The sequence below is a fragment of the Sphingobacterium nematocida genome (assembly GCF_900168125.1).
GTDB classification, from domain to species: domain Bacteria; phylum Bacteroidota; class Bacteroidia; order Sphingobacteriales; family Sphingobacteriaceae; genus Sphingobacterium; species Sphingobacterium nematocida.
In genome coordinates this window covers 504892-526330 of record NZ_FUZF01000002.1, presented here as the reverse complement: position 1 = coordinate 526330, position 21439 = coordinate 504892, and the positions used below count along the sequence as shown (strand labels likewise).

Sequence of the window (21439 nt, the reverse complement as noted above, 5' to 3'; positions counted from 1 at the left end):
CGTAGTTGTTAATAAAGTAATACCACCAGTGATCTTTGGATCGCTGACCGAGATACCGCTCATCGTGACATTACCGTTGTTCGTAACCGTGAACGTATACGTAACCGTATTGCCATCAGCAGACAGAACGCCTGTCTTAGCCAACGTCAGTGAAGGGTTCGCCGGAACATCTACAACCGTAGGGTTCTCTGGATCGCCAGGTTCGCCCGGATTGCTCGGGTCAGGTGACGATGGTACTGGTGTGATAGGTGTAGCAGGATTGCTCGGATCCGTTGTCGGTGGCGTACCTGTTACAGTAGCCTTGTTCACAACCTCACCTGCATCTTTCTCCGCCTGCGTAAGTGTATACGTAGCTGTACCCGTTGTGCTTGCGCCAGGTGCCAGCGTAGTCGTTGTTAACGTAATTGCTCCCGTGATCTTAGGATCGCTGACCGCAATACCGCTCATCGTTACATTACCGTTGTTCGTAACCGTAAAGGTATACGTAACCGTATTGCCATCAGCAGACAGAACGCCTGTCTTAGCAAACGTCAGTGATGGGTTCGCTGGAACATCTACAACCGTAGTCGGATCGCTCGGATCTTTTGGTGTAGGGTCTACAGATGGTACATTAGGGATGTTCGTCGTACTGCCCGGAGGAGTACCCGTTACACTCGCATCGTTGGACAGTAAGCCCGCATCTTTATCGGCCTGTGTCAATGTATAAGTAGCACTGTATGTAGCTACCTCGCCCGGGATCAACGTACCGACAGCGCTGCTGTTCGTAGAAGAAACAAACGATGGAACAGGTTTAGTACCCGTACCGCTGAAAGCAACCTCGCTGAGAGCGATGTTATTCATCGTCACACTTCCGTTGTTCGTAACCTTGAACGTGTAGGTAATCGTATTGCCGTCTGTTGAAAGTTCCCCTTCTTTACTAAACTGCAATGATGGAATCAACGGTTCAGCGATACCTATATTGTTGCTAGGATCAGGGTCATCCATATCGGAACTCGCTGTCGCCGTATTTCTATACTCATTTAGCGTACCCGATGATGGTTTTACCGTACCTGTCACAGTCAAAGTAACTGCGGGAGCTCCATTTGACAAATTGCCAATTGTCCAAACACCTGTAATAGGATCATATGAACCCTGACTAGGTGTAGAACTTAAATAAGTATACCCCGAAGGCAGTTTATCTGTCACGTTTACATTCGCAGCTGCATCAGGGCCGTTGTTAACTACGGAAACGGTAAAAGTAACATTGTCCCCTATAGCTGGTGTATTATTATTTATACTCTTTGTAACTTCAAGATCCGATCTTGGAGCTACGATGATAGGTGTAGTCAGGATATTATTACAACCATCTGTTCCACATTCGACATAAGGATCGGTCGGAGGAACCGCAGGATCATCGTTGGTTGCATCGGGATCGGTCACATCATTCGGACGAAGAATAGTCGCTTCGGCAGACTGCGAACCCGAGACCATGGCATTTGTTGCTTTAACCGTAAAGGTATAGGTAACCTCACAGCCGTGAGGCAGATTCAATGCCGATTCATATTTATATGTTGTCGTATTATAACTTATCTCCCTACCTGTAGTTTCCTCTCCACAGCTAGACACCGCAAAGACAGCGGCACCTTCCGGTACAAACCCGATGGGAGGTGTAAAGGTAAAAGGTGACCCCAAAACATCGGAAGGACCATCATTCTTTACTTTAACCGTGTACGTTACGATATCATCCACATGTACAGGTGTCATGCCTTTATTATGCGATATTTCTGAAATTTTAAGGTCGGCAACACGAATATCAACAGATGACAGCTCGATAACTTCTGCGCCCTGGATAAACGTCCAGGTATCCATTGTCTTTTCATCTCCATAATTACTGGTCCAAACATGTGCCCCATTCTGACTACTAGTCCCCGCAGATGTTGGCGGGTTAAGATGACTATTATTTGTCCCACTACCTCCTAATGGTTGATCATTCCAATACACGGTCCACGACTTAACACTACTTAGGTTATCTTTATCCAACAATCCAAGCTTTATCCCGTTTGGATTGATCTCCATATCTATGTAAGGAAAGTGGACTTCGGCACCTTGTAGTTTCACCTTTATTCGCACTGGTACAGATCCAACGGGTACAGGGTCTCCGTTTCCGTCAGTGGAATTCCAATACACTTTATTTAAACCAACAACAGCGTTACCCGTCAATGTCACCATTGGGAATGCATTGGTCGGACTTTCAATCTCAACCGTATAGACTCCCGCAGTGAGGGTATTAAAAGTCACGTAGCCACCTTTGGTACCAAACTTACCCAATGTACCATCGACTCCTTCTATTTTTATATTGCTCGCTTCGGGCGCTAATGGAATAGTCCTTAACCATTCTCTATTTCCACTCCCCGAACCGTTTATACCTCCAATTGCATCAACTGGTAAATTCTGATCCGGTATTGTATAAAATACCTTATGCGTAATATCAGTTTGAGTATCTTCTAATACCGGACTATGGATACTTGCACCATTAGGTAAGCCAATATTACTACCATTAGGACTATTAGCCCAGCTCCGATAAGTTGGTTCGTCGTTACTGTTCTTGGCTCCTTTATTATTAACAAAAAAGGTAAAATACTGTCCGTTGTTACCGTTATTGTCCACTTTATAAATATAACCATCCCTTGTCAATACATGCATCAATCCGTAAAAACCCGGTGTCCCGCTGGCTACTGACATATTGAAAACGGTAGCGTAAACACGACCAGGCTGGAATGTTGTTCCCTTTAAAACACTGATATCCCAAGCGGCGATAAGCGTACTGGTCGGTTGGTTTAAAGCTCCTGTTGCATTGGCATTTACATTTGGAGCTCCGTTATCATTGTCACTTGTAACTCCATTTCTAGCTAGAAATTCCACCTTATAAATGCCTGAAATACTGGCTGTGTGATATACCGGCAGATAAGTATTGCTAGTAGCATCCGCAGCCGATGTCTTAGGCCCTGCAAGTTCATTTGCTCTACTCACTATGCTTCCTGCGGCCCCCGAAATACCCAACGGTATCGCCGTACCATCGGGTGCATACAGTCGAATGTTCGTCATTCCGCTAGCTTGTGCACTAGATGCTAAGGTAATGATTTCACTCGCTTCTGCATAGACATAATGTACCCCCAAATTAGGATACGGATAGTTCGTTGGCTTGTTCGTACTCGAACGCAAGTACGCTCGTTTGCCAGCCACACCACTCGGATACAGATCCTTCGATCCGTCGGCATAGACCGAGGGAAAAGAAAATAAAACAATCAAGGATAGCCAGAGCATTTTAAGCCAGCCACACCTGATAAGGTTTGGTTTTTTAAATAATTCCATAATTACTATTTGGTAATATTGTATTAATTATCGTATTTCTACAATCTGATTCGGCACTTCGGGCAACGACCTATTTAAGGTGGTTAAACCATATCTGGCTCAAAGAAAAAAAAGTCCCTCTATACACCTGATATAATGAGTATCCAAATAGCAAAAACATGCTATAAGAACCCTTTATTTTACCACATTTATGTTAGCCTTTCTAACAACCCAAGGGGCTATTAAGAACTCCCCTCTAAAACTACACGACCACACTCATCACTACTCGCGGGTAGTTTTAATTGGGGACAAAAATAGACAAACGGACACCGTGAAATTGTCTCATTTTTTTTAATTGTTGTCCAAATAAAAAAATGAGACAACAATTAAAAAACACCAAATCAACAACTTAGAAAAAATAAATACTTTACCGTATAAATACCTTGTGTGCTCTGCAATAAATTTTGTGAATAGAATAAAGGGGTTATAATACCTATATATTATAGCATTTGTTCTCGGTAAGCTGAGGGAGTACAGCCTATTTCATTTTGAAAATTGCGATAGAAGGAAGCTCGTGAATTAAAACCGCACAAAAAAGCCATCTCATCGATCGTCGTCTGCATGGGATCATGCATTAACAATTCACAAGCCTTTTCGATACGCCGTTTATTTATTGTTTTGACGAACCCGTCTGGATATATATGTGAAAAATATTGAGAGGTCAGCGTTAACGGCAAATTAAGTTCCTTAGCCAATTGTTTAAGGTTAAAATTGGGGTCACAATAACGAACATCACATACACTCTGTACTATTCTTTCCTTAATGTCTTCCGGTACGTTTTTTAAATTACTTTGGGAATTGGATCCCGGAGATGGCGCTTTTTCCTGTTCTACCAGTTTTTGTGGAGGGTACACTACATTCGCAACTTCCACGGTTGTTGCTGAATTTCTAACTTTGCGCAAAAAAAACCAATAGGTTAGCATACTCGCTACCAGCATAGTACCTATTATCACAAAATCAGCCGTTAATGCAGACTCCTTAATACCACTTTGCAAACTGGACCAAATCAACGGCACAATATAAGATGTAAGTACCCATAAAAGAACCATCCCATATTTGAATAAACCAAATCCTAATAAAGAGGATCGGTTCTTATTGGTTATAATAAGGAAAGGGTAAATTATCCAGGACAGAGACATGCTGGCGAATAACACAATCAAATACTGTTGGAGATAAATGTTTCTAAACTCGCCATTGAAAAGTATGATAATATAGAAAACCAATCCAAGAAGAGCAGGTAAAAAATGTAGGGTTAAAGATCCTGGTTTGAAAAGCCCATCTTGTGTAGATCTATAAATGGAAAGTAATAAAGGTCCATATATTAAACCAAATGGAGCAGCTGTACTCCAATATGCATTTCCTGGCCGGCTTAAATTAGCGATTAACATGAGTCCGGCATCAAAAATTAACAACACACAAAATATAGCCAACAGGATATCCGCCTGTCTTTTATTTTTCAAAAGGTAAAAGACGACCAAACTTTGTAAGGATATTACTAAAATAGTAACTATCGTAAATAGTACCCACATATTTATTACGAAGTGGTCTTATTTCGGTATAATGAGGGCAAAATACCTACGATATCTTTAAAATAGCGATTGAATGTAGTCTTTGATGAAAAACCACTCGCATATGCAATAGCTTCCAGTTTATAATCTAAGCTCTCATCTTCTAACAATTGGACAGCATGATTGATCCGATAAGTTGCTAGCCATTCATAATAGGAATACCCTAAAATATGACGTAAATAATTTGAAATTATAGTTTTTGGAACGGAAACATGTGCCGACAGTCTATCGAGTGAAAGTCGAGGATCTAAATAAAGCTTATCTCCTTCCATCGCCTTATTTAACAGCATAGCACAATTTTTCAGAATAGATTCTTCTATTTCAAAATTACTCCGTTCTTTGTTTGATGTAAGCAACTGTACTTCGTTATTATAATTACGGTAATAGGCATACAAATAGTTAATCATTATACCTACGCTAAAACATAGGGCGACAACAATGGCATATATGGGATCTATATTCATTTCGAAATTGAAATTCATATAATGCTTCAAAAACAAAGTTGCTACAAATACGGAGATACCTATTCCTAAAGCCATCTGTTGTTTAATTAACATTGCTTTTTCCGAAGCACGGGGAAAACTCCTCATTTTTAACAAGATCAAAACAGGAAAGACAATCTGAATAGGAACCATAATTGGGAGATACCACTTATAATAGGTCCATGTGATTTCACTTCCTAAAAGCAAGTTCCACACAGCAAATAGTACAAAAGGAATACTGTAGACAAAAAGATACTTTATTACTTTTAGTGATCGATTTCCTACAAAGAAAGTGTAAAGAGACCAGAACAGAGGGCCGTAAAGTAAAGGAAGAGGAAAGCTACTGTCATTGAAAAGGATTACAATATGAGCTACTTCTAATACAATTAAGGCAAAAACAAGCCTTTCATATAACGTCCAACCTCTTGTTAAGTTTGGTCTGTTCATAGTGCTATTTAAGTTAATAAAGTATAATTTATAAACCGCTCAATTTTTATATTCAGCAACCCCAATAAACCTCGTGCAATGCTAAAAAATCCTATTTCCCTAAAGAAATAAAGATTCCAAAACTATTACTCAAATAAAATTTATATCCCCAAGACAGATAGTAGATGTATGTTCAATACGTAGATATATCTTTAACAAATGTAATACAATATGAGGAGTTTACAAAATCAAATTTTAAAAAATCCTTATAACTAACCCGAGCATACTTAATGTCCTTTACAGGCAATAAATGCATGTAATCTAAGCAAAGTATGGCCGACCCCGCTAGCCAAAGACGCTTTTATATAAAAAACTATCGCTAGTATGAGAGCGGATATCCTGTTTCGAATTTTGATTCAGATAGGACGAAAAAAGTCTGCACCTTATCTACATTGGGCAGCGCAGACAGCTTATTTCTCAAAAACATATGATACCCTTCCATATCACGTGTGGCAACACGTAGCAGGAAATCGTAAGATCCCGACATCTGAAAACACTCCATAACCTCTGCAAATGCCGCTACACTTTCTTCAAATTTCTTAAGAGAGTCGGCGCTGTGATCCACTAGAAATACCTGTGAAAAAGAGATTAATCCTATACCGATCTTTTGCCTATCCAAAATCGCTACCACCCTGTTGATATATCCATTTTCTTTCATTCTACGAATGCGATCATGCACGGTAGTAATAGCCTTATTCGTTTTCAAAGCCAAATCTTTATTACTCAAATCTCCATTTTCCTGGAGCAAACGTAGTAGCTTTATGTCTATCAAATCTAAATTCATGCTAATGGAAAACTATTTTCGGCTATTGAATGTTTTTGATCTAAAGAAAACACACTATCTCAATTAACGGATTGAAACATCCTCTTACTTCAATTGAAAGCAAGATATTACCTCACAAAAATCGCTAATAAACTATAAAGCAACAACACAACAACCAATTTTTAGTAAAATATCCACAAATAATAAAAAATAGGTACAGTTTTATCAGAATTAACGCAATCGATTGTGTTGGTATTGTTTTTTTTCAGAAAGAAATAACGGTCGGATCTATAAGCGATCTGACTTCTTTAGCTTTTTACCAAGCCAATAAACCGCTGTCAGTATAAGTAAAAGCAAGAGCCAAATCCAGTTGCGAATAAAATAGCTCGTCCATATTTTATAACTATCGAGTTGTATCTTAGCCTTCACTGTGCTAAGGCTATCGTATTGGCTTAACAGCTGCTTTTCATTGGTCTCGGAACTTTTTTGCTCTATATAAGTAATCTGACCGGAATGCCCCCACAGTCCAAAATCGGGATGAAAAAAGAAAGTGCTATCCCCTGTGTAGTACCAATACCGATGGGTGCTGTCCAAATTGTTGAACTGCAGCCATGAGGTTCCAGCACGGGTCTGACTTTGTGTTTGGCTATCCATGCGTTGTGTAAGCTGCGATGTCTTTTGGCTCTTACACGAATAAAGTGTTAGATGGAGTAATAGTGGTATTAGTATTGTTTTCATTATTATTGATGTTATAAGAGTTAGGAAGGTTAATAGGGTTGATAAGGTGATGCATGATGATGTGTTTTTAGGGTAGGCGCATCTGCAAATCCGCCATTAATCATTAACAATTAATCACTAACCATTAATTTGCCCAATCGGCTATTGCATAGATTGTCCGTAGATGTCGCCGTCGGGACTCTACCCTATCGTTGCTGTTGCCTTCAATTGTCACGAGGTACTGGCCTAGTTTCTCCTTAACGAGTCCCACATGGTTGATGCGTTTGGCTTTGACACCATAAATCCCGAAGACGTCTGCTGGCATTGCTTTGACTTTGTCGATCTGCCGTGCTTTGGGGAATAAGGCCGGAGACCATGGGTTACGTGGAACAGCGAATCCGGCTTGACCATAAACCCAGGAGACATATGCCGAACACCATTCATAGCCTTTACCAAGGTTTGTATAGCGAAGGTATTGTTCAATTCTGGGACCGTCGTTGTTACCGGTAGCTTCGCTAGTGCCAAGTTCTTCAGAAGCAATAGCTATTATTAAATTTCTTTTGTCTTCCATGCCAGACGGGCGTGACACTTGGTATCGGCCAAGTGTCCAAGCCTTGCCGCTCGAACCTTTTGACTGTACTGTAGTGCATCCCTCTGCTATTGTCAAAAGCTTCACAGGCGACAATAGTCCCGATTGTAAGGGAGTGCTATTATTAATCGTTTTACAATGGAACCGAGCTTGCGAGTTCACCGAAGGTAAATCCTGTTCTAATGCGAAATCTTCAGAAATGCTATTCGTAGCTTTACGGTCTTTGATTCCATATGCTAAAAGGTCGTCCTTAAAAACAGGAATATTCACAGGCGACATTAATACGGCTTTTATGGGAGTGCATGCTAAAGCAAAGACCTTACATTCCCTCAATTTATCGCCTACAAACCGAGCCTGCGAGCTCACCGGAGGTAAATTTTTGACAATAGCACGTGGATGCACCTCCTTTGTGTCAAAAGTTTTGCTGCGCAGAGCACTTCGTGGTTTAAGCGATGAGTTTAGCTTCGTTGAGCTCCACTTCGTTCCGGTTCTTTGCGTACTTTCTTGATCAAGCAAGAAAGTATGAGCCTCTCCCGGCTTGAGGGAAACTAAAACACCACTACCATCCCCATTATCACTGCATAGAGCAGTAAAAAAAAGACCGAAAAATAGAGAATACATTGTTGCCATGAGGATAGTTGATTAAAGTGATGTCCAAATTGTTTACGAAAAGATTTAAAAGGGTGCCACAGCAGTTCCTGCAGCCAAATGCTGATGTACACGGCTAGCCAACCGAGCAGCAGTCCGAATACCGCAACGGTGAGAATACCGAAGTCCAGCACACCTATAGCGGGGTCGAACAGCTGTAATACAGCCGATACCATTAGCCAGCCGATGATTAAAAAGACCAAGCCAAAGAAGAGCTTTTCTTTTATAGTGAGTTCCTCGCGCCAGCCCTGGGCTAGCGTGTAGGGAGTGTTTGTTGTTTGCATCATAATGTGATGAGGGTTATGATCCCGAAAATCGGGACAAGAGTTATGTGAGTGATGAGAGTTATGAAGGTTACGAAAGTAAGGAAGGGACGGAGGCTAGCTCCGCCCTTCGCTTAGGGATTAGGGGTTCATGTCCTCTCCATAGCTTTTTTGCACTTTGGTGATTTTCTTCGGTGTATCCAGCATGGTAATTTTAAACTTGGCTGTATCATAGTCTACATTTGCGACTGTTGCTTCGTACGTCCATTGCGAATTTGAATCGTCCGTTGCCGTTGCCAGTCCAGATTCAATGTGAACATCAGCCTGATCCAATATCTCTATACTGACTTCTGTGACTTTCATGATATCCTTTACCTGGATTGTGATGATATCACCAACAAGACCTTTGTAGGCACTATCATCGAATTTACGAATAGTAGGCTCATTGAAGTAATCTCTGAATGCCACGTTATAAGGCTGCTGATTTATAGTAGCTTTTTCGGCATAGGCCTTTTTCAAAATCGGATCAAGCATTGCTCGCTTTGCATATTGCGAAGCGTCATAAAACTTGTTCTGCACTGCTAGTTGCTTGTCAGTTAATACCCTACCTGTAACTGTCCTTGGCCTTTTAGCAATTATCGTCTGATCGCCTTTTTGACGAAACACGAGGTTTCTACCTACTTTTCCTGATGCTCCCTGCATCACTACATTGTCTTTTGACTTTGCCATTTTTGTTAAATTTTGTTTTTAAAAATTCTGTTAGTGTAATGCTTTTCCGGGGCGCCTTCCGTCATTGATTACATTACAAAGGTTTAAACAAAAAATCATAAAACAATGGCTATCAACCTCATCCGAATGATTACGAATGATTCCGAACGATTATGAATGATTCTGAACGGTAAAATGTTACTACTGTTAACCTGATACTTTCTGCGCGAAGTTGATTATCACATTCTAAATTGGTCGGTTTTGGAAAGTTGGCGACGGCGGTGCTAGTTAATCTTGGGTGATTCTTGGGTGATTCTTGGGTAGTTCTTGTTTATTCGTTGTGTATAGGCTGTGTATAGGCTGGTAGTTTCTAAGGTGGTTCTTGGGTATTTCTTGGGTAATCCTTGGGTGTTTCTTGGGTAGTTGTTAGGTAGTTGTTAGGTAGTTGTTAGGCTATAATTGAGTCAGCTCGTACCTGGTTCATTCCGGTACATTTCGATTTCTTGAAGAGGATTTAGGGCTCTTAGCTGGTATCACTTCATGCATTTTGATTACTTTTAAAACTTCATCCTGTAAATAGTAATCTTTTCCTAAATTATAAGTTTTGAAGAGGGCTTTTTTCTCAAAAAAAGTAGTGTTTCCCAATTTCAACATTTTTTTAAGATCATGATTATCAATAAGTCGTTGACTTAAGTTGAGGTCTTCATGTTTTTGGTTTTGCATTATCAAGAGCGATATTCCTTTTGTGGTCTCGATAAGTTGATCCATACGGTCCCATAATGGTGAGATAATTTCTTTTAGCTCTTCGGTTAGCTTTTTAGCGCTACATTGCTCTACATACTTGTCCTGTGTTTGTGTGGGGGTGTTGTTTAGTTTGGTTTCCATTCAACAGTATATTAGATAAGTTAATAATTTATATCATTTGATTGTTTTACAGCTTGTTATCATGGTATAAATCTAGGGCTCTCAAGGCTGGCTTAAAATTAATATCTAGGCAAATATCATCCATAGTTAATTGGACTTTTGTTCTGTTATACGATTTGACAGCGTGTATAGCCACGACATGCTTTGCACTGATCCGAACAAACTTATCTTGCGGCAAAAGTGCCATTAAGGTAGTAAGGGATTTTTGATAGATCACCTTGCTTCCGTTATCTAAAAATATAGTAATGTCTTTATCCTCTACTTCGGCATATACCATATCTACATGTTTTAATATTTCTTCCTGCTTGGTTTCAAAATTGCGCACTTTGACCGTTGTACTGTTGTTTATCGATATTCTATTTCTTTCATCCACTTTTTTCACTGCCTCTTCCACTGCTCTTTTTAAGTGTTCCCAGTCCGGTAATTTTTTCAAATATGCTACCGCATTTATATCATTTACTTCAAATCCATAATTTCCAAAACTAGACACTACAATGATTACGGGAGGATTTTCGAGCAGTTTAACGAATTCCCAGCCCATTAATTCGGGCATCTGTAGATCCAGAAACAATATATCAACGGATTGCACTTCTTGCATATTCAGTGCAGCCTGAATACTTGAAACGGGATCCAGCTGGATTAAAAAGTCGAATCGGGCTAACATTTTGCGGAATATAGTAATCGATTCTGGCTGATCATCCATAAATCCTGCGGTATACTTTAGTTTATCCATAACAAGTTTAGTTTATAGGTCCTGATATGGACACCAAATATTGTGTTTGACTTTCTTCTCTTTCAATTTTAATTGGCCAATTGCCATTTGCGATACGCTTACTCAACAATTTATATCCCGTCTTTTGAGATTTGATACTATCTCTTTTTGCATGTATTATATCGTTCACCACTCTAAATATCCATTTATCCTGATAGATTATGAACCTTATAGAGAATGAACTTCCTTTTAGGACATCCCCATATTTAATAGCATTTTCAACAGGCGTTAGAAAAAGCCCTATCGGTATCCGAATATCTTGTAAACTGGGCGGCAACGAAACTTTTTCTATAGCCTCTTTTTGGCCTAAACTGGCCAAATCCAACAAATTCACGACCTGTTCCCATTCCTTTTTTATGGGGATACTGGACTCTGTTTCTTGCATCTCAATGGCATGATGCATGACGGAGGCCAACTTTAACAGATTATCCAAATTATCTTCCTGCTTATCTGTCGTCATTTTACCCATTGTAATGGCAATCACCCCTTCGATAAAATGCGGACACAAATGCTTCGCATTTAACTGCGATTTCAGTAGTGATATATCATTATTTAACTGCTTGAGCTTCTCTTTCTTAAGGCTCAGTCTTTTTTTATTACTAAAATACCTTACTGCGAATACTATGGCACTAGCTATAATCCAGGTCACTAAAAAGCCTGTGGTCAATCGCTTTCTAAATTCAATAATTCTAAATGATTTATTAGGATTATGAAAATTAATCCCTAAAGCGGGCAGCCAACTATAAATGAGTTCATAACCATATAATACCAAGAACAAAAAAGCTATGAGCCAGATCCCTAAACCAGTAGTCCTACTTTTCCATGTCTGCTGTCCCCCTAACCATGTAGCCGCAAACAAAAGCATAAAATATACTGCAAATAACATACTTACTGCGATAATTTGATTTTCAGGGATGGGTCTATCGGCAAAAAAGAAGTTAAGTACTTTAAAAAAAATATAGAATGTAGGTAAGCTAAGTGCATTCCAGCACAAAAATAATTTAGGCAGATTGGACATAAAATAGATAGCTTGTTTCTCAAATATAATGTTCTTATTGTTGAGGAACAAGATTAACTTTCTGCGCGGTATAGTATCTTCTATCGAAAACACAATATTCGCCATCAAGTTCTAGAACCAGTAAGGGATGGTTTGTGAGTGCCTCGTCTACAATGCTTTCGTCCAAATCCAACATACCATTTTTATGTAGGTATGCCCAGCATTCCCAGCGTTCGGGTTGTTTATTTACTATAATTTCGAGTTGGTGATACATTACATCCAACGTACGTAATACAAAGTCAAATCGATCTTCTTTTGCCTTTTGTGTAATCGGCTTTAACGCATCCAAATAATAACTATTACGCCTTTTATGATCGATCAACGTATATACGGGGACATTAAATGCTGATGAAATAAATGGGATTCCCATTTTAACATTTAAGTTACCCTCTAGAAAGGGTATAGAAAACCTTTGATCCTTTTGTGAATCTACTGATCCGGAAGCACCATCGGCGAAAATTAAAATATGTTTGCCCGTAGCCAATGCTCGTTTTATTCCAAACAATAATCTGGGATCTTCGCTAAATAAATAATTGTACGTATTGGTTTTATTCATCTGCCTATGGAGCTGATCAAATAGTTCGGGATTACGGTCATAAACTGCTTTATCCAAAACCACATCGAATAAAACACCTTCTTGAGCCATTAGTAAAGGCCAATGCATGTGGTTGCCTAGATGAAACATAGCTAAAATACCAGGAACACCCTTAGTCAGCAAGCTGTGGCATTGCAAATGAAAACAGTCTAATTTACGGGAATCCGCACTCCCATGATACTCTTTCCATTTATTGAATATGACAGCATGCTCTTTCCAACTCCGGTCTGTCATAACCTGATTTATATTTGCACTAAACAATGCAAACTCCCATTTACTTACATGTTGTAAAATCATATTAGTTTTCTTGTAATTTTTTTAAAAAAAGTTTACGTAAAGCCGGCCATCTACAGCGGCCGACTTTCTGATCACCTTTTTAATTCCTTCGCCTTATTTGTGAAAAAGTTAAAAGGTAACAATTGGACATTTTTGATCCGATTCGAGATCTTTTTCTTGGGGCCCACTATCTAGCTTATATTTTAGTGTAGTCCAAGAAATAACATCGCTTTTAATGATCATACCTGAATCATTTGAAATCTGTGATTTTCTTTCGTTTTTCATTTCTTTTAAAAATTAAATAAAACATTTTTTCTAAGCACAACGTGCCCACATTTAGTTCGCTTCGAAACGTTAACTGCCGCAATATGGTAGTAATTGCAACATGTTTTATCTTAAAAACGTACGTTTCGATTTCCGCTATTTTACGCAATTCAGATGCTTAACCTCTCCCATGATTTTGCTTCGTAAATGATTTACGAAACGAATAAGTGTATTTACGAAATAGAATGCTGCGTGTACGAAATTCTATTGTTTTAGGACTGGTTTAGGGCTAGATTCGACATCTGATATATGCCATTTTCTAAACAAACAATTATGATTATTAGCCTAATTAACTATTTGGTGAATCTGTACCGTGATTCACGAAAAGGCCAAACTTTAAACCTAAAGAATTATGAAGCGATCTGTACTATCTAAACTTCGGCACATCCTGGACGAGGTCGCGAGCTCCCATTGTCTAGAGCAGCTTATAGCCAACCTGATACTCCGTGATAGCCAAAGCAGCTATTGGAAGCGTGGCACAGATGAGGCCATACTACAAGAGTTTGATACGCTGGAAGTATTTTTGAGTTGTTTGGACACACTATTCGGTGAAGAGCGTACGATTCCGATCAAGGTGAAGCTGTACGATATTCATGTGCTGTACGTCCTCGAGGCCAGCGCTGCTATTCATCTCTGCGATGCACAGGGCGCCCAAGTAAGCCAACAAGCCTGTGGCCGTGGTATGTACTATTACCTACCGCCGGGTCATTATAGCGTAACGATACCGGCAGGAAAAAGCCAACTCTTTGGCTATTATTTCCGAAGTAAAACATTTCGCAAGAAAAATAAAGCACCCTATATTTTCTTGCACAGTCTACTGCGTGCCCGGCGAGCACAACTGCCCGAAGTGGTAGTGAGCAGAGATTTTAAGGTTGGCAGACGTACCCGGATGTATATACATGCACTGTGCCGTGGCTTAAAAAAAAGAAAACTCAAGAATGAAAGCTTCGTGTTTGGCTTTATCCACGATCTTATCGACCTGTCGGCCGAGAAGATATCGGAAGAAGAAACCAAAATGAGCTATGATCTCAAAATAGCGACTCAGGCAGGCAAACTATTGGCTATGCATATCAAAGAAAACGGACAAGAAACACAGCTCAACGTATTATCCCAGGATCTGAAGCTCGATCTAGGCACCATAAACCGCTATCACAAGCTACATTTTGGTATTTCTTTAAAGCAGTTGCGTAATGAGCTTCTTCTAGCCAGAGCTAAAGAAGAATTGGATAAGGGCACGAGCCCAAAGAACTGTGCTTACGAACTGCGGTACAATTCTCCCGAGGCCTTTTATCATTTTTTTAAAAACGCATCCGGTATGACAGCTACGCAATATATACGGACATCCAATTCATAATGGCTATCAGATATTAAATCCGTCTTCTATCAGTATCTTCTTTTCGTCTTGATCTAACTTTGACGTAGACACCAACAGAAAAGAGATGAAAAAGATAAAAATGAAACACGCCTTATTCCGGCCAGTCCGTGAAACAAGATGGAATTGTAGCTGACAATCGATAGAGCGACACTACGCAGCACAGAATGCTTTCGAACATGATAACGCTAAACATAAGTAAAGAGAAACATGATAACGTACAGTAATAAGCAGGCAATAATCAATAGATTAATTAAGTTTTCAACATGGTATCGTTCGCACCTAAGTATACCTATTTATAATTTTACCGTATATGGCTATGCCGTACTCTATATGTACACTGCATCCAGTAAGTTGTGGGATATGGAAAAATTTATTAAAGGAATAGCAGATGTCCCTTATATTGGTAACTATGCACAGCCAATCGGCTGGGATGTCGTACAGTTGGAGATTTTATTGGCTATTGGTCTGATAATACCGCGTTTTCAAAGAAGAGCATTATTGGGCAGCACCATGCTCATAGGGATTTTCACCCTATATCTGGCGCTCATGATGTACTTTGTTCCTAACCACTTGTGTAGTTGTGGTGGCGTAATCGAAAGTATGGGATGGAACACCCATTTAGCTTTTAATATACTATGGTTAATCTTGGGGATTTGGTCTATCCGACAAAAAAACAACATTATTATATACCATTAAATATATTGACGTGGAAAATTCATTTAAAAACAAGGTCAAAGTGCTAGGTGGTGCACTATTATTAGGACTAGCTGTTGTTGGTTCGGCATTTACAACTGAAAAACAGGACAATAAGCCTGTAGAAAAAAAAGAAACTACCCAACAGCAACATCGGTTTTTCAACATATCAGGGAATCCATTAAGTACAAATCCCTTGGATTACGTGTATGATAGCTCCGGGAATTGTAGAGAATCTGAAAAGGCTTGTTCTGCTCAATGGACACATACAGGTACTCCAACAAATGGCATGCATCCAAATGGAGCGAAAGTATCAGCTGACGACCTTGGTACATACATACCAGGTAACTAAACACTTTTAATTCACGAGCTGTCTTTATTAAGACAGCTCATAAATTACTTTTTAATCTCTCTCTTCAGAAGGTAATAAAGCTTGTAACAATCGCTGTTCCGCTTTATTACCTTCTAATTTTCTTAGCTCTTTATTCTCATTTTTACTTACAAAGTACTGATTTCTATCTAGGATAAATAGGCTTGGATACACCTCAACTCCTAAATCTCTAATAAGCTCGTGCTTCCCTCCTTGTTCTCTCGTATAGAGATTGACGGCTAAGCTATCGGTATACATACCAGACGCTACACTGCGTTGCCACTTTTCTTTATCCTTATCTATTGATATCGTTATAAAAACCACCTGATCGTGGTATTTCATTTTAAGCCTGTGGAGAGTTTGTTCATAAAACATTATGCAACCCGCGCATCCCGTAAACCAGAAATCTAGGAAGACAACCTTACCTTTAAAATCTGAAATTCGAACAATTTTCCCTGTTGCATCTTCTAGTTTATATTTCGAAAAGTCAATAGTATCTTTTGATGGAAAATTTTCAGATTGTCCATATACAAATGAGTGACAGCCCATAAATAGGGTGAATATTATTATTTTATTTAGAAAGTTCATATGTTATCTTGGATTTTGAGGTATTTTATTTATTAAAAGTTCATTTTCAGGAATCGTTAACATGTACCGACTTGAATTCGGCTCAATTTCATAACCAACTCCTTCCGTCTCTCTTCTCTGAAAAATATGCTCGTGAGCTTCCTCCATATTATATCGCCTGATATCTGTCCATCGAATCCCCCTAAACGCAAGCTCTTTTCGCCTTTCCTCTTTTACAAACTCAATTAGATCAGTCGCGTTAAGATTAACAGGAATGTCAACTTCGGTATAGCGATGTTGCATAAAGTATCCAAGGTCTTCAATAGCTTCACTAGGAATCCCCAACCTTGCACTACATTCAGCCCTTGTCAAATAGACCTCCCCCAAAGCTATTCCTCCAAAAAGTGGACGTCCACCAGAGAAACTTCCTCTAAACTTCACCAAGTCTCCAACCTCTCGAAAATAAAGATTACGCCTTAAGTCTTTTAAAGAGTAAGACGCATAAAGGTCAGGAACAACATTTAAATTGTCACCAAAAATTGACCAGTAATTACTCAATTCAGAATGAAAAAGCACTTCCTTATTGAATATGGAAAAACAATAACCCGTTGATTTGAAAGCTATATCATTAAAATCTAACAATTCTCTCTGTATACTTATACAGGAATCGGCATACAGCTTGGCGTCTTTATACTTTCGCATAGACAAAAAAACTCTTGCCAGCATTCCAAATGCCGCGGATTTGTTAGGTCTAAGTTTATCAACATCAGAAGTTAATATAAGTTCTGAAGATTGCTTTAAATCAGCTATAATATGACTATATGTTTCTGGCACTGAACTTCTATTTGTTAAGTCATTTACGTTTGCATTCAGACGTAAAGGAAGACCATAACTCTCATACTCTACCATCCCATAAGGCATACAAAAGAGCTGAGCAAGGTTAAAAAAATCAAATGCTCTAAAAAATAGCGCTTGTCCTTTGATGTTTCCGCTTTCATCAGTAACACCATTTTTATCTTCCCAAGCTTCTACTTTTTCAAGTACTATATTGGAATAAAGAATCCTATTGTAAGCCTTGGTCCAATCTAAATTAGACTTCTCAGTGCCGTAGATATCCTGCGACCATAGGTATGAATTACGTTCTGAATGAAGATCCAAGTTTTTCCAGACATCATTTTCTATAAAAAAATCTCCGACAGAAACTTCCTGTAAGCCAGTCATACTATTCATTATATTTGAATTATCTAAAACAGCTTGTAAATCGTTTAAAGAACTCGCATCTACCAATGACTTGGAAGGCTTTACATCAAGCCAAGATTCACTACAAGAGCAAACCGACATTAAAAACAACAAGGCTGCCCAGTAAAAATTAGTTTTCATAATAATCTATTCTAAGTTTAAAATTGTCCTTTGATCCCAAAAGAAACCTGTAAAGGTGTAGGATAAGATATTCCATGTGATGGCACCAAATCTGGATCTAAATTTGTATTAGTAGCCTTCCAAAGTATACCAAGATTGCTTAATTGCATATAGACATTTAAGTGGCCATACTTTGACCTCTTCAAGTTTGGCATATCATAAGCTAATAAGATATCCTGAAGCCGGACATGATCTCCTTTCTCTATCAAAACCGACGAATACCTATAAAAGTCTTCTCGACCTTGAACTATCGGATACTGGATTGATGGTACATTTGTTTGTAGTTCATCACCACTTTCCCTCCATCGTAAATCATAATCCTCATGTGGGACAATATTTGCCCCTAAAAGATTGGTATAATGAACAGAATTCCGCCTAAAATAATATCCAGCTTTATATGAAATTGTTGCGGATAGAGAAAAGCCAAAACAGCTTATTGTATTTATGAAGCTACCAAAAGATGCGGGCGTAGCCGAACCATAATACCGTAGATCTTCTATGGGTGTTTTCATGATACTGTTATAGTCCTTACTTTTCAGACCATCTACATACCCAAATGGATCACCATTTTCAGGATCTAGCCCAGCAAAAGGCAAAGCGTAAACACTATAAAGAGGTCTCCCTTTAATTGGTATTATTCCTTTCCCATTGAGACCATCTGATGATAGAATTAGATTATTATTCAACTGCAGATCATAATCAGTCACTTTTTCTCTAGCGAAACTCATTAATAAATTTCCTGTCCATGAAACACTGTTATGCTTGGCATTCATATTTAACTGTAAATCCAAACCATTACTTTTCATACTGGAATAATTCCCTCTATAACTCGTAACTCCTGAACTAGGTGCAAAGACAGCATTTCCGATTAGTCCTATTCCTTCTTTCTGCCAGAAATCTATGACACCAGTAATCCAATTTTCTTTACCCGAAAACTCGAGTCCAACTTTAGTTTGCCTTAACTTTTCCCATCGTAGATCTGGATTGCCAACAGTTCGTAAACTAGCGTAATTGCGGCCACTATATCTTGCAGAACTGACATATGAAAAGGTACTTATGCCGGTAGACCCTTTATCCAGGTTACCGCTGAAGCCATGACTCAACACAAGATGAAGTTTTGGTATAACATCAAAATTGTAAAACCTTTCATCACTTAGTTTCCACTTACTACCGATAGACCATAGTGGCACAGTCTTTTGGTTAGCATTAATACCAAAATAATTAGAGCCATCGGCCCTAGCACTTGCTGTAAACACATATTTATCATGGTATACATACGATGCTAAAGCAAATGTAGAACGAAAACGATCAATACCGCCAACCAAGAACATATTAGTAGGTATTGAAGCATAACCAGAAGGGTTAACTTTGAAAAAACCAGTTGAATTTACAGGAATGGAAGTTGCTAGATTATCATCGTAACCAAAATGAACATAATAATCATTGGAGTTTGTCTGCTCATTAAGTTCAAACCCTCCTATCGCATTTATCTTGTGAGCACCAAAAGTCCGATCATAATTCAATTGAAACCTCAAATTATACCCATGCTGATTATTGAAGAGCTTCTCTAGGTAGGCACCTTTAGGAATATTGTACGTTACGACTTCACCATTATCATTGGTTACCGCAAACCTATTAATCAAATCTCTTGTGAAAAACGAATTCTCTGGATGCAGTATGCGTCCATCAGATTTAGACTTTTGAAACTGGTATTTGGCCTCAAAACCAAATCCTTTTCCAAGACGAAAGTCAGCTCCAGCAAAAAAGCGGGAGTTATTTTCAAACGTCAGGTTTTCTGTTAGCCCTAATTCGTCAAGAGGGACAAATGACCAGTCTTCAAAACTATGATTCACTGCATCATCAACAAAACTCTTACGATAGTAATAATCAATAGCCTGTGGAGTACCAGACGCGTCTACAAAAGACATATAGGGAAAATTACTTTCATTTCGTTGGATAATGGAATTCAAGGTATTGTCTACATTTTTTTTGGTGTTTATTAAATAAACCCCACTCTTGACACGTAGCCAATTGAATACATCTTGCTCTATATATGAGCTTATAGTAGAACGATTGTTACTATTTAGTTTCTTTTCGCTCTCTTTTCTATCAAAACCGACAGATACGTAATACGATGACTTTCCACTTCCACCAGATATATTTAAAGCATATTGCTGCGCTCTAGAGGGCTGATAAAAATGCCTAAGTAATCCATCTCTACTATCTATATTACTTAGTTCAGCAAGCATCCGCAGTGAATCATTTGATGAGATAAGTTCATTATTCATAATCTCAACAGCAGGGGAAACGACAGGATATGTAATAATATTATTAAGGGCCGATTGGTACTTACCTTTATCAAATAAAAACTTCTCGACTTCAATATAAGACTTCGAAGAGAGGAAGTACGGATTATAATACAAATCTGGCTTTGATGAAAAAGAGTTGTTTGCATTAAACCCTATCTTTGACCTACTGTCCTTTTGTCCAGTCTTAGTTGTGATAACAATGACACCATTACCTGCCCGCGCACCCCAGATAGATGCTGCCGACGCATCTTTTAATATAGTTACATCAGCCACGTCGTTTGGGTTTATAGCTACAATATCTCCTTGATATGGAAAATTGTCCACAATGATTAATGGTTGATCATCGGTATTAATACTATTTCTTCCTCTAATATTTATATCCAGTTTTCCATTTACGGTATTAGATGAGTTTGCATTAAAAATTAATCCATTGGAGATTCCATTAAGTCGTGTTAACACATCAGGAGTGACACGATTTTGAAAAACCTGTTTTACTGGTTGAGAAAAGCTCCCCGTAGCTCTTTCCTTAGGTATCTTCTGGTATCCAGTAGATACTACTTCCACCTCTTCGATCTGTTTTTCATTGGCCTGTAGGGCGATATTCAATAATGTAGACGTATTCTCATAAACAACCAGTTGCTCCTTATATCCAATGTGTTTTATTAGTAATATCCCTGTAGTAGGCTTGTCCACGCTGATGGTAAACCTCCCCTGCTTATCCGTACGCGTATGCTTCTTATCTACAGAGACCGAAACTCCTTCGATAGCCTGCCCATCGGCAGCAGAGCGGATCTCACCACGAAGCAAGGTTTGAGTTAGGCCGTTGGCCTCCTGCCCGAAGGCAGAAGAAACCAAGGGAGACTTGTCCCGATGCTGGGACTGCGCCATAGCGCCAGTCCCTAGCAAGTCGGGACCACTAAACAACACACAGAATACTATTAACAATACGTCACTGCGCAGTGTCCCGAATTTACTTCGGGAATACCGCCCTAGCGGTAGAAGCAGTCTATCTCGCAATCTACTTTTATTTTCTTCTATTGGGCGACCAGAACGGTCTTGATAACTCGTTAACACGTTAACTTGTTCACCTTTCCCAAAGGGCAGTCCTCTCCCACCCCTAAAAAATTGTCTCATTTTTTTGGTT

Annotated in this window: 18 protein-coding genes; 3 read left to right on the top strand and 15 right to left on the bottom strand. The window is 39.0% G+C overall.

Translation table 11 applies throughout. The features are described from left to right. The 12 genes from B5X76_RS04425 to B5X76_RS04370 form a co-directional block, all read right to left on the bottom strand. The coding region (locus B5X76_RS04425; RefSeq protein WP_139375202.1) for a DUF7507 domain-containing protein at positions 1 to 3351 on the bottom strand (3351 nt) is incomplete at its 3' end. Between the two features lie 479 nt (positions 3352 to 3830). Next, positions 3831 to 4850, bottom strand: a complete 1020-nt coding sequence (locus tag B5X76_RS04420) for a helix-turn-helix domain-containing protein (RefSeq protein WP_176140988.1) — start codon at positions 4848 to 4850, stop codon at positions 3831 to 3833. Between the two features lie 74 nt (positions 4851 to 4924). Next, positions 4925 to 5887: a helix-turn-helix domain-containing protein gene (locus B5X76_RS04415; protein WP_079641579.1), complete on the bottom strand. Its 963-nt coding sequence runs from the start codon at positions 5885 to 5887 to the stop codon at positions 4925 to 4927. A gap of 358 nt (positions 5888 to 6245) precedes the next feature. Next, positions 6246 to 6710, bottom strand: a complete 465-nt coding sequence (locus tag B5X76_RS04410; protein ID WP_079641577.1) for an Lrp/AsnC family transcriptional regulator — start codon at positions 6708 to 6710, stop codon at positions 6246 to 6248. 267 nt (positions 6711 to 6977) lie between these two features. Beyond that, a complete protein-coding gene (locus B5X76_RS04405) occupies positions 6978 to 7427 on the bottom strand; it encodes a hypothetical protein (RefSeq protein ID WP_139375201.1) in 450 nt (149 codons plus the stop codon). A gap of 124 nt (positions 7428 to 7551) precedes the next feature. Next, positions 7552 to 8625, bottom strand: a complete 1074-nt coding sequence (locus B5X76_RS22220; protein WP_245800943.1) for an NlpC/P60 family protein — start codon at positions 8623 to 8625, stop codon at positions 7552 to 7554. After that, entirely contained in the window at positions 8544 to 8930 is a 387-nt protein-coding gene (locus tag B5X76_RS04395; RefSeq protein WP_079641573.1) for a hypothetical protein, read from the bottom strand. Before B5X76_RS04395 ends, B5X76_RS22220 begins: the two co-directional genes overlap by 82 nt. A 117-nt stretch (positions 8931 to 9047) precedes the next feature. Continuing rightward, a complete protein-coding gene (locus B5X76_RS04390; RefSeq protein ID WP_079641571.1) occupies positions 9048 to 9635 on the bottom strand; it encodes a hypothetical protein in 588 nt (195 codons plus the stop codon). A 459-nt stretch (positions 9636 to 10094) separates the two neighbouring features. Then, positions 10095 to 10499 carry a hypothetical protein gene (locus B5X76_RS04385; protein ID WP_079641569.1) on the bottom strand — a complete coding sequence of 135 codons (405 nt, stop codon included), beginning with the start codon at positions 10497 to 10499 and terminating at the stop codon, positions 10095 to 10097. Positions 10500 to 10545: 46 nt separating this feature from the next. Then, a complete protein-coding gene (locus B5X76_RS04380) occupies positions 10546 to 11271 on the bottom strand; it encodes a LytR/AlgR family response regulator transcription factor (RefSeq protein ID WP_079641567.1) in 726 nt (241 codons plus the stop codon). A 7-nt stretch (positions 11272 to 11278) separates the two neighbouring features. Then, positions 11279 to 12196, bottom strand: a complete 918-nt coding sequence (locus B5X76_RS04375) for a LytS family sensor histidine kinase (RefSeq protein WP_139375200.1) — start codon at positions 12194 to 12196, stop codon at positions 11279 to 11281. 166 nt (positions 12197 to 12362) lie between these two features. Beyond that, positions 12363 to 13259 carry a lysophospholipid acyltransferase family protein gene (locus B5X76_RS04370; protein ID WP_079641563.1) on the bottom strand — a complete coding sequence of 299 codons (897 nt, stop codon included), beginning with the start codon at positions 13257 to 13259 and terminating at the stop codon, positions 12363 to 12365. A 655-nt stretch (positions 13260 to 13914) separates the two neighbouring features. Here B5X76_RS04370 and B5X76_RS04365 point away from each other — a divergent pair. The 3 genes from B5X76_RS04365 to B5X76_RS04355 all read left to right on the top strand — a co-directional run bounded on the left by B5X76_RS04365 (position 13915) and on the right by B5X76_RS04355 (position 15982). Continuing rightward, the gene (locus B5X76_RS04365; RefSeq protein ID WP_079641561.1) at positions 13915 to 14916 is read left to right on the top strand and encodes an AraC family transcriptional regulator; all 1002 of its coding nucleotides are present in this window, start codon (positions 13915 to 13917) and stop codon (positions 14914 to 14916) included. A 228-nt stretch (positions 14917 to 15144) separates the two neighbouring features. Further along, a complete protein-coding gene (locus B5X76_RS04360) occupies positions 15145 to 15633 on the top strand; it encodes a MauE/DoxX family redox-associated membrane protein (RefSeq protein WP_139375199.1) in 489 nt (162 codons plus the stop codon). Positions 15634 to 15643: 10 nt separating this feature from the next. Next, on the top strand, positions 15644 to 15982 hold the full coding sequence (locus tag B5X76_RS04355) for a hypothetical protein (RefSeq protein ID WP_079641557.1): 339 nt from the start codon (positions 15644 to 15646) through the stop codon (positions 15980 to 15982). A 51-nt stretch (positions 15983 to 16033) separates the two neighbouring features. Here B5X76_RS04355 and B5X76_RS04350 read toward each other — a convergent pair whose 3' ends face one another. The 3 genes from B5X76_RS04350 to B5X76_RS04340 are packed head-to-tail and all read right to left on the bottom strand — an operon-like array spanning position 16034 to position 21429. After that, a complete protein-coding gene (locus B5X76_RS04350) occupies positions 16034 to 16588 on the bottom strand; it encodes a TlpA family protein disulfide reductase (protein ID WP_079641555.1) in 555 nt (184 codons plus the stop codon). Between the two features lie 3 nt (positions 16589 to 16591). Beyond that, positions 16592 to 17947, bottom strand: coding sequence for a RagB/SusD family nutrient uptake outer membrane protein (locus B5X76_RS04345; protein ID WP_079641553.1), 1356 nt, complete (start codon positions 17945 to 17947; stop codon positions 16592 to 16594). 17 nt (positions 17948 to 17964) lie between these two features. Beyond that, positions 17965 to 21429 carry a SusC/RagA family TonB-linked outer membrane protein gene (locus B5X76_RS04340; RefSeq protein WP_079641551.1) on the bottom strand — a complete coding sequence of 1155 codons (3465 nt, stop codon included), beginning with the start codon at positions 21427 to 21429 and terminating at the stop codon, positions 17965 to 17967. Positions 21430 to 21439 lie beyond the last annotated feature (10 nt).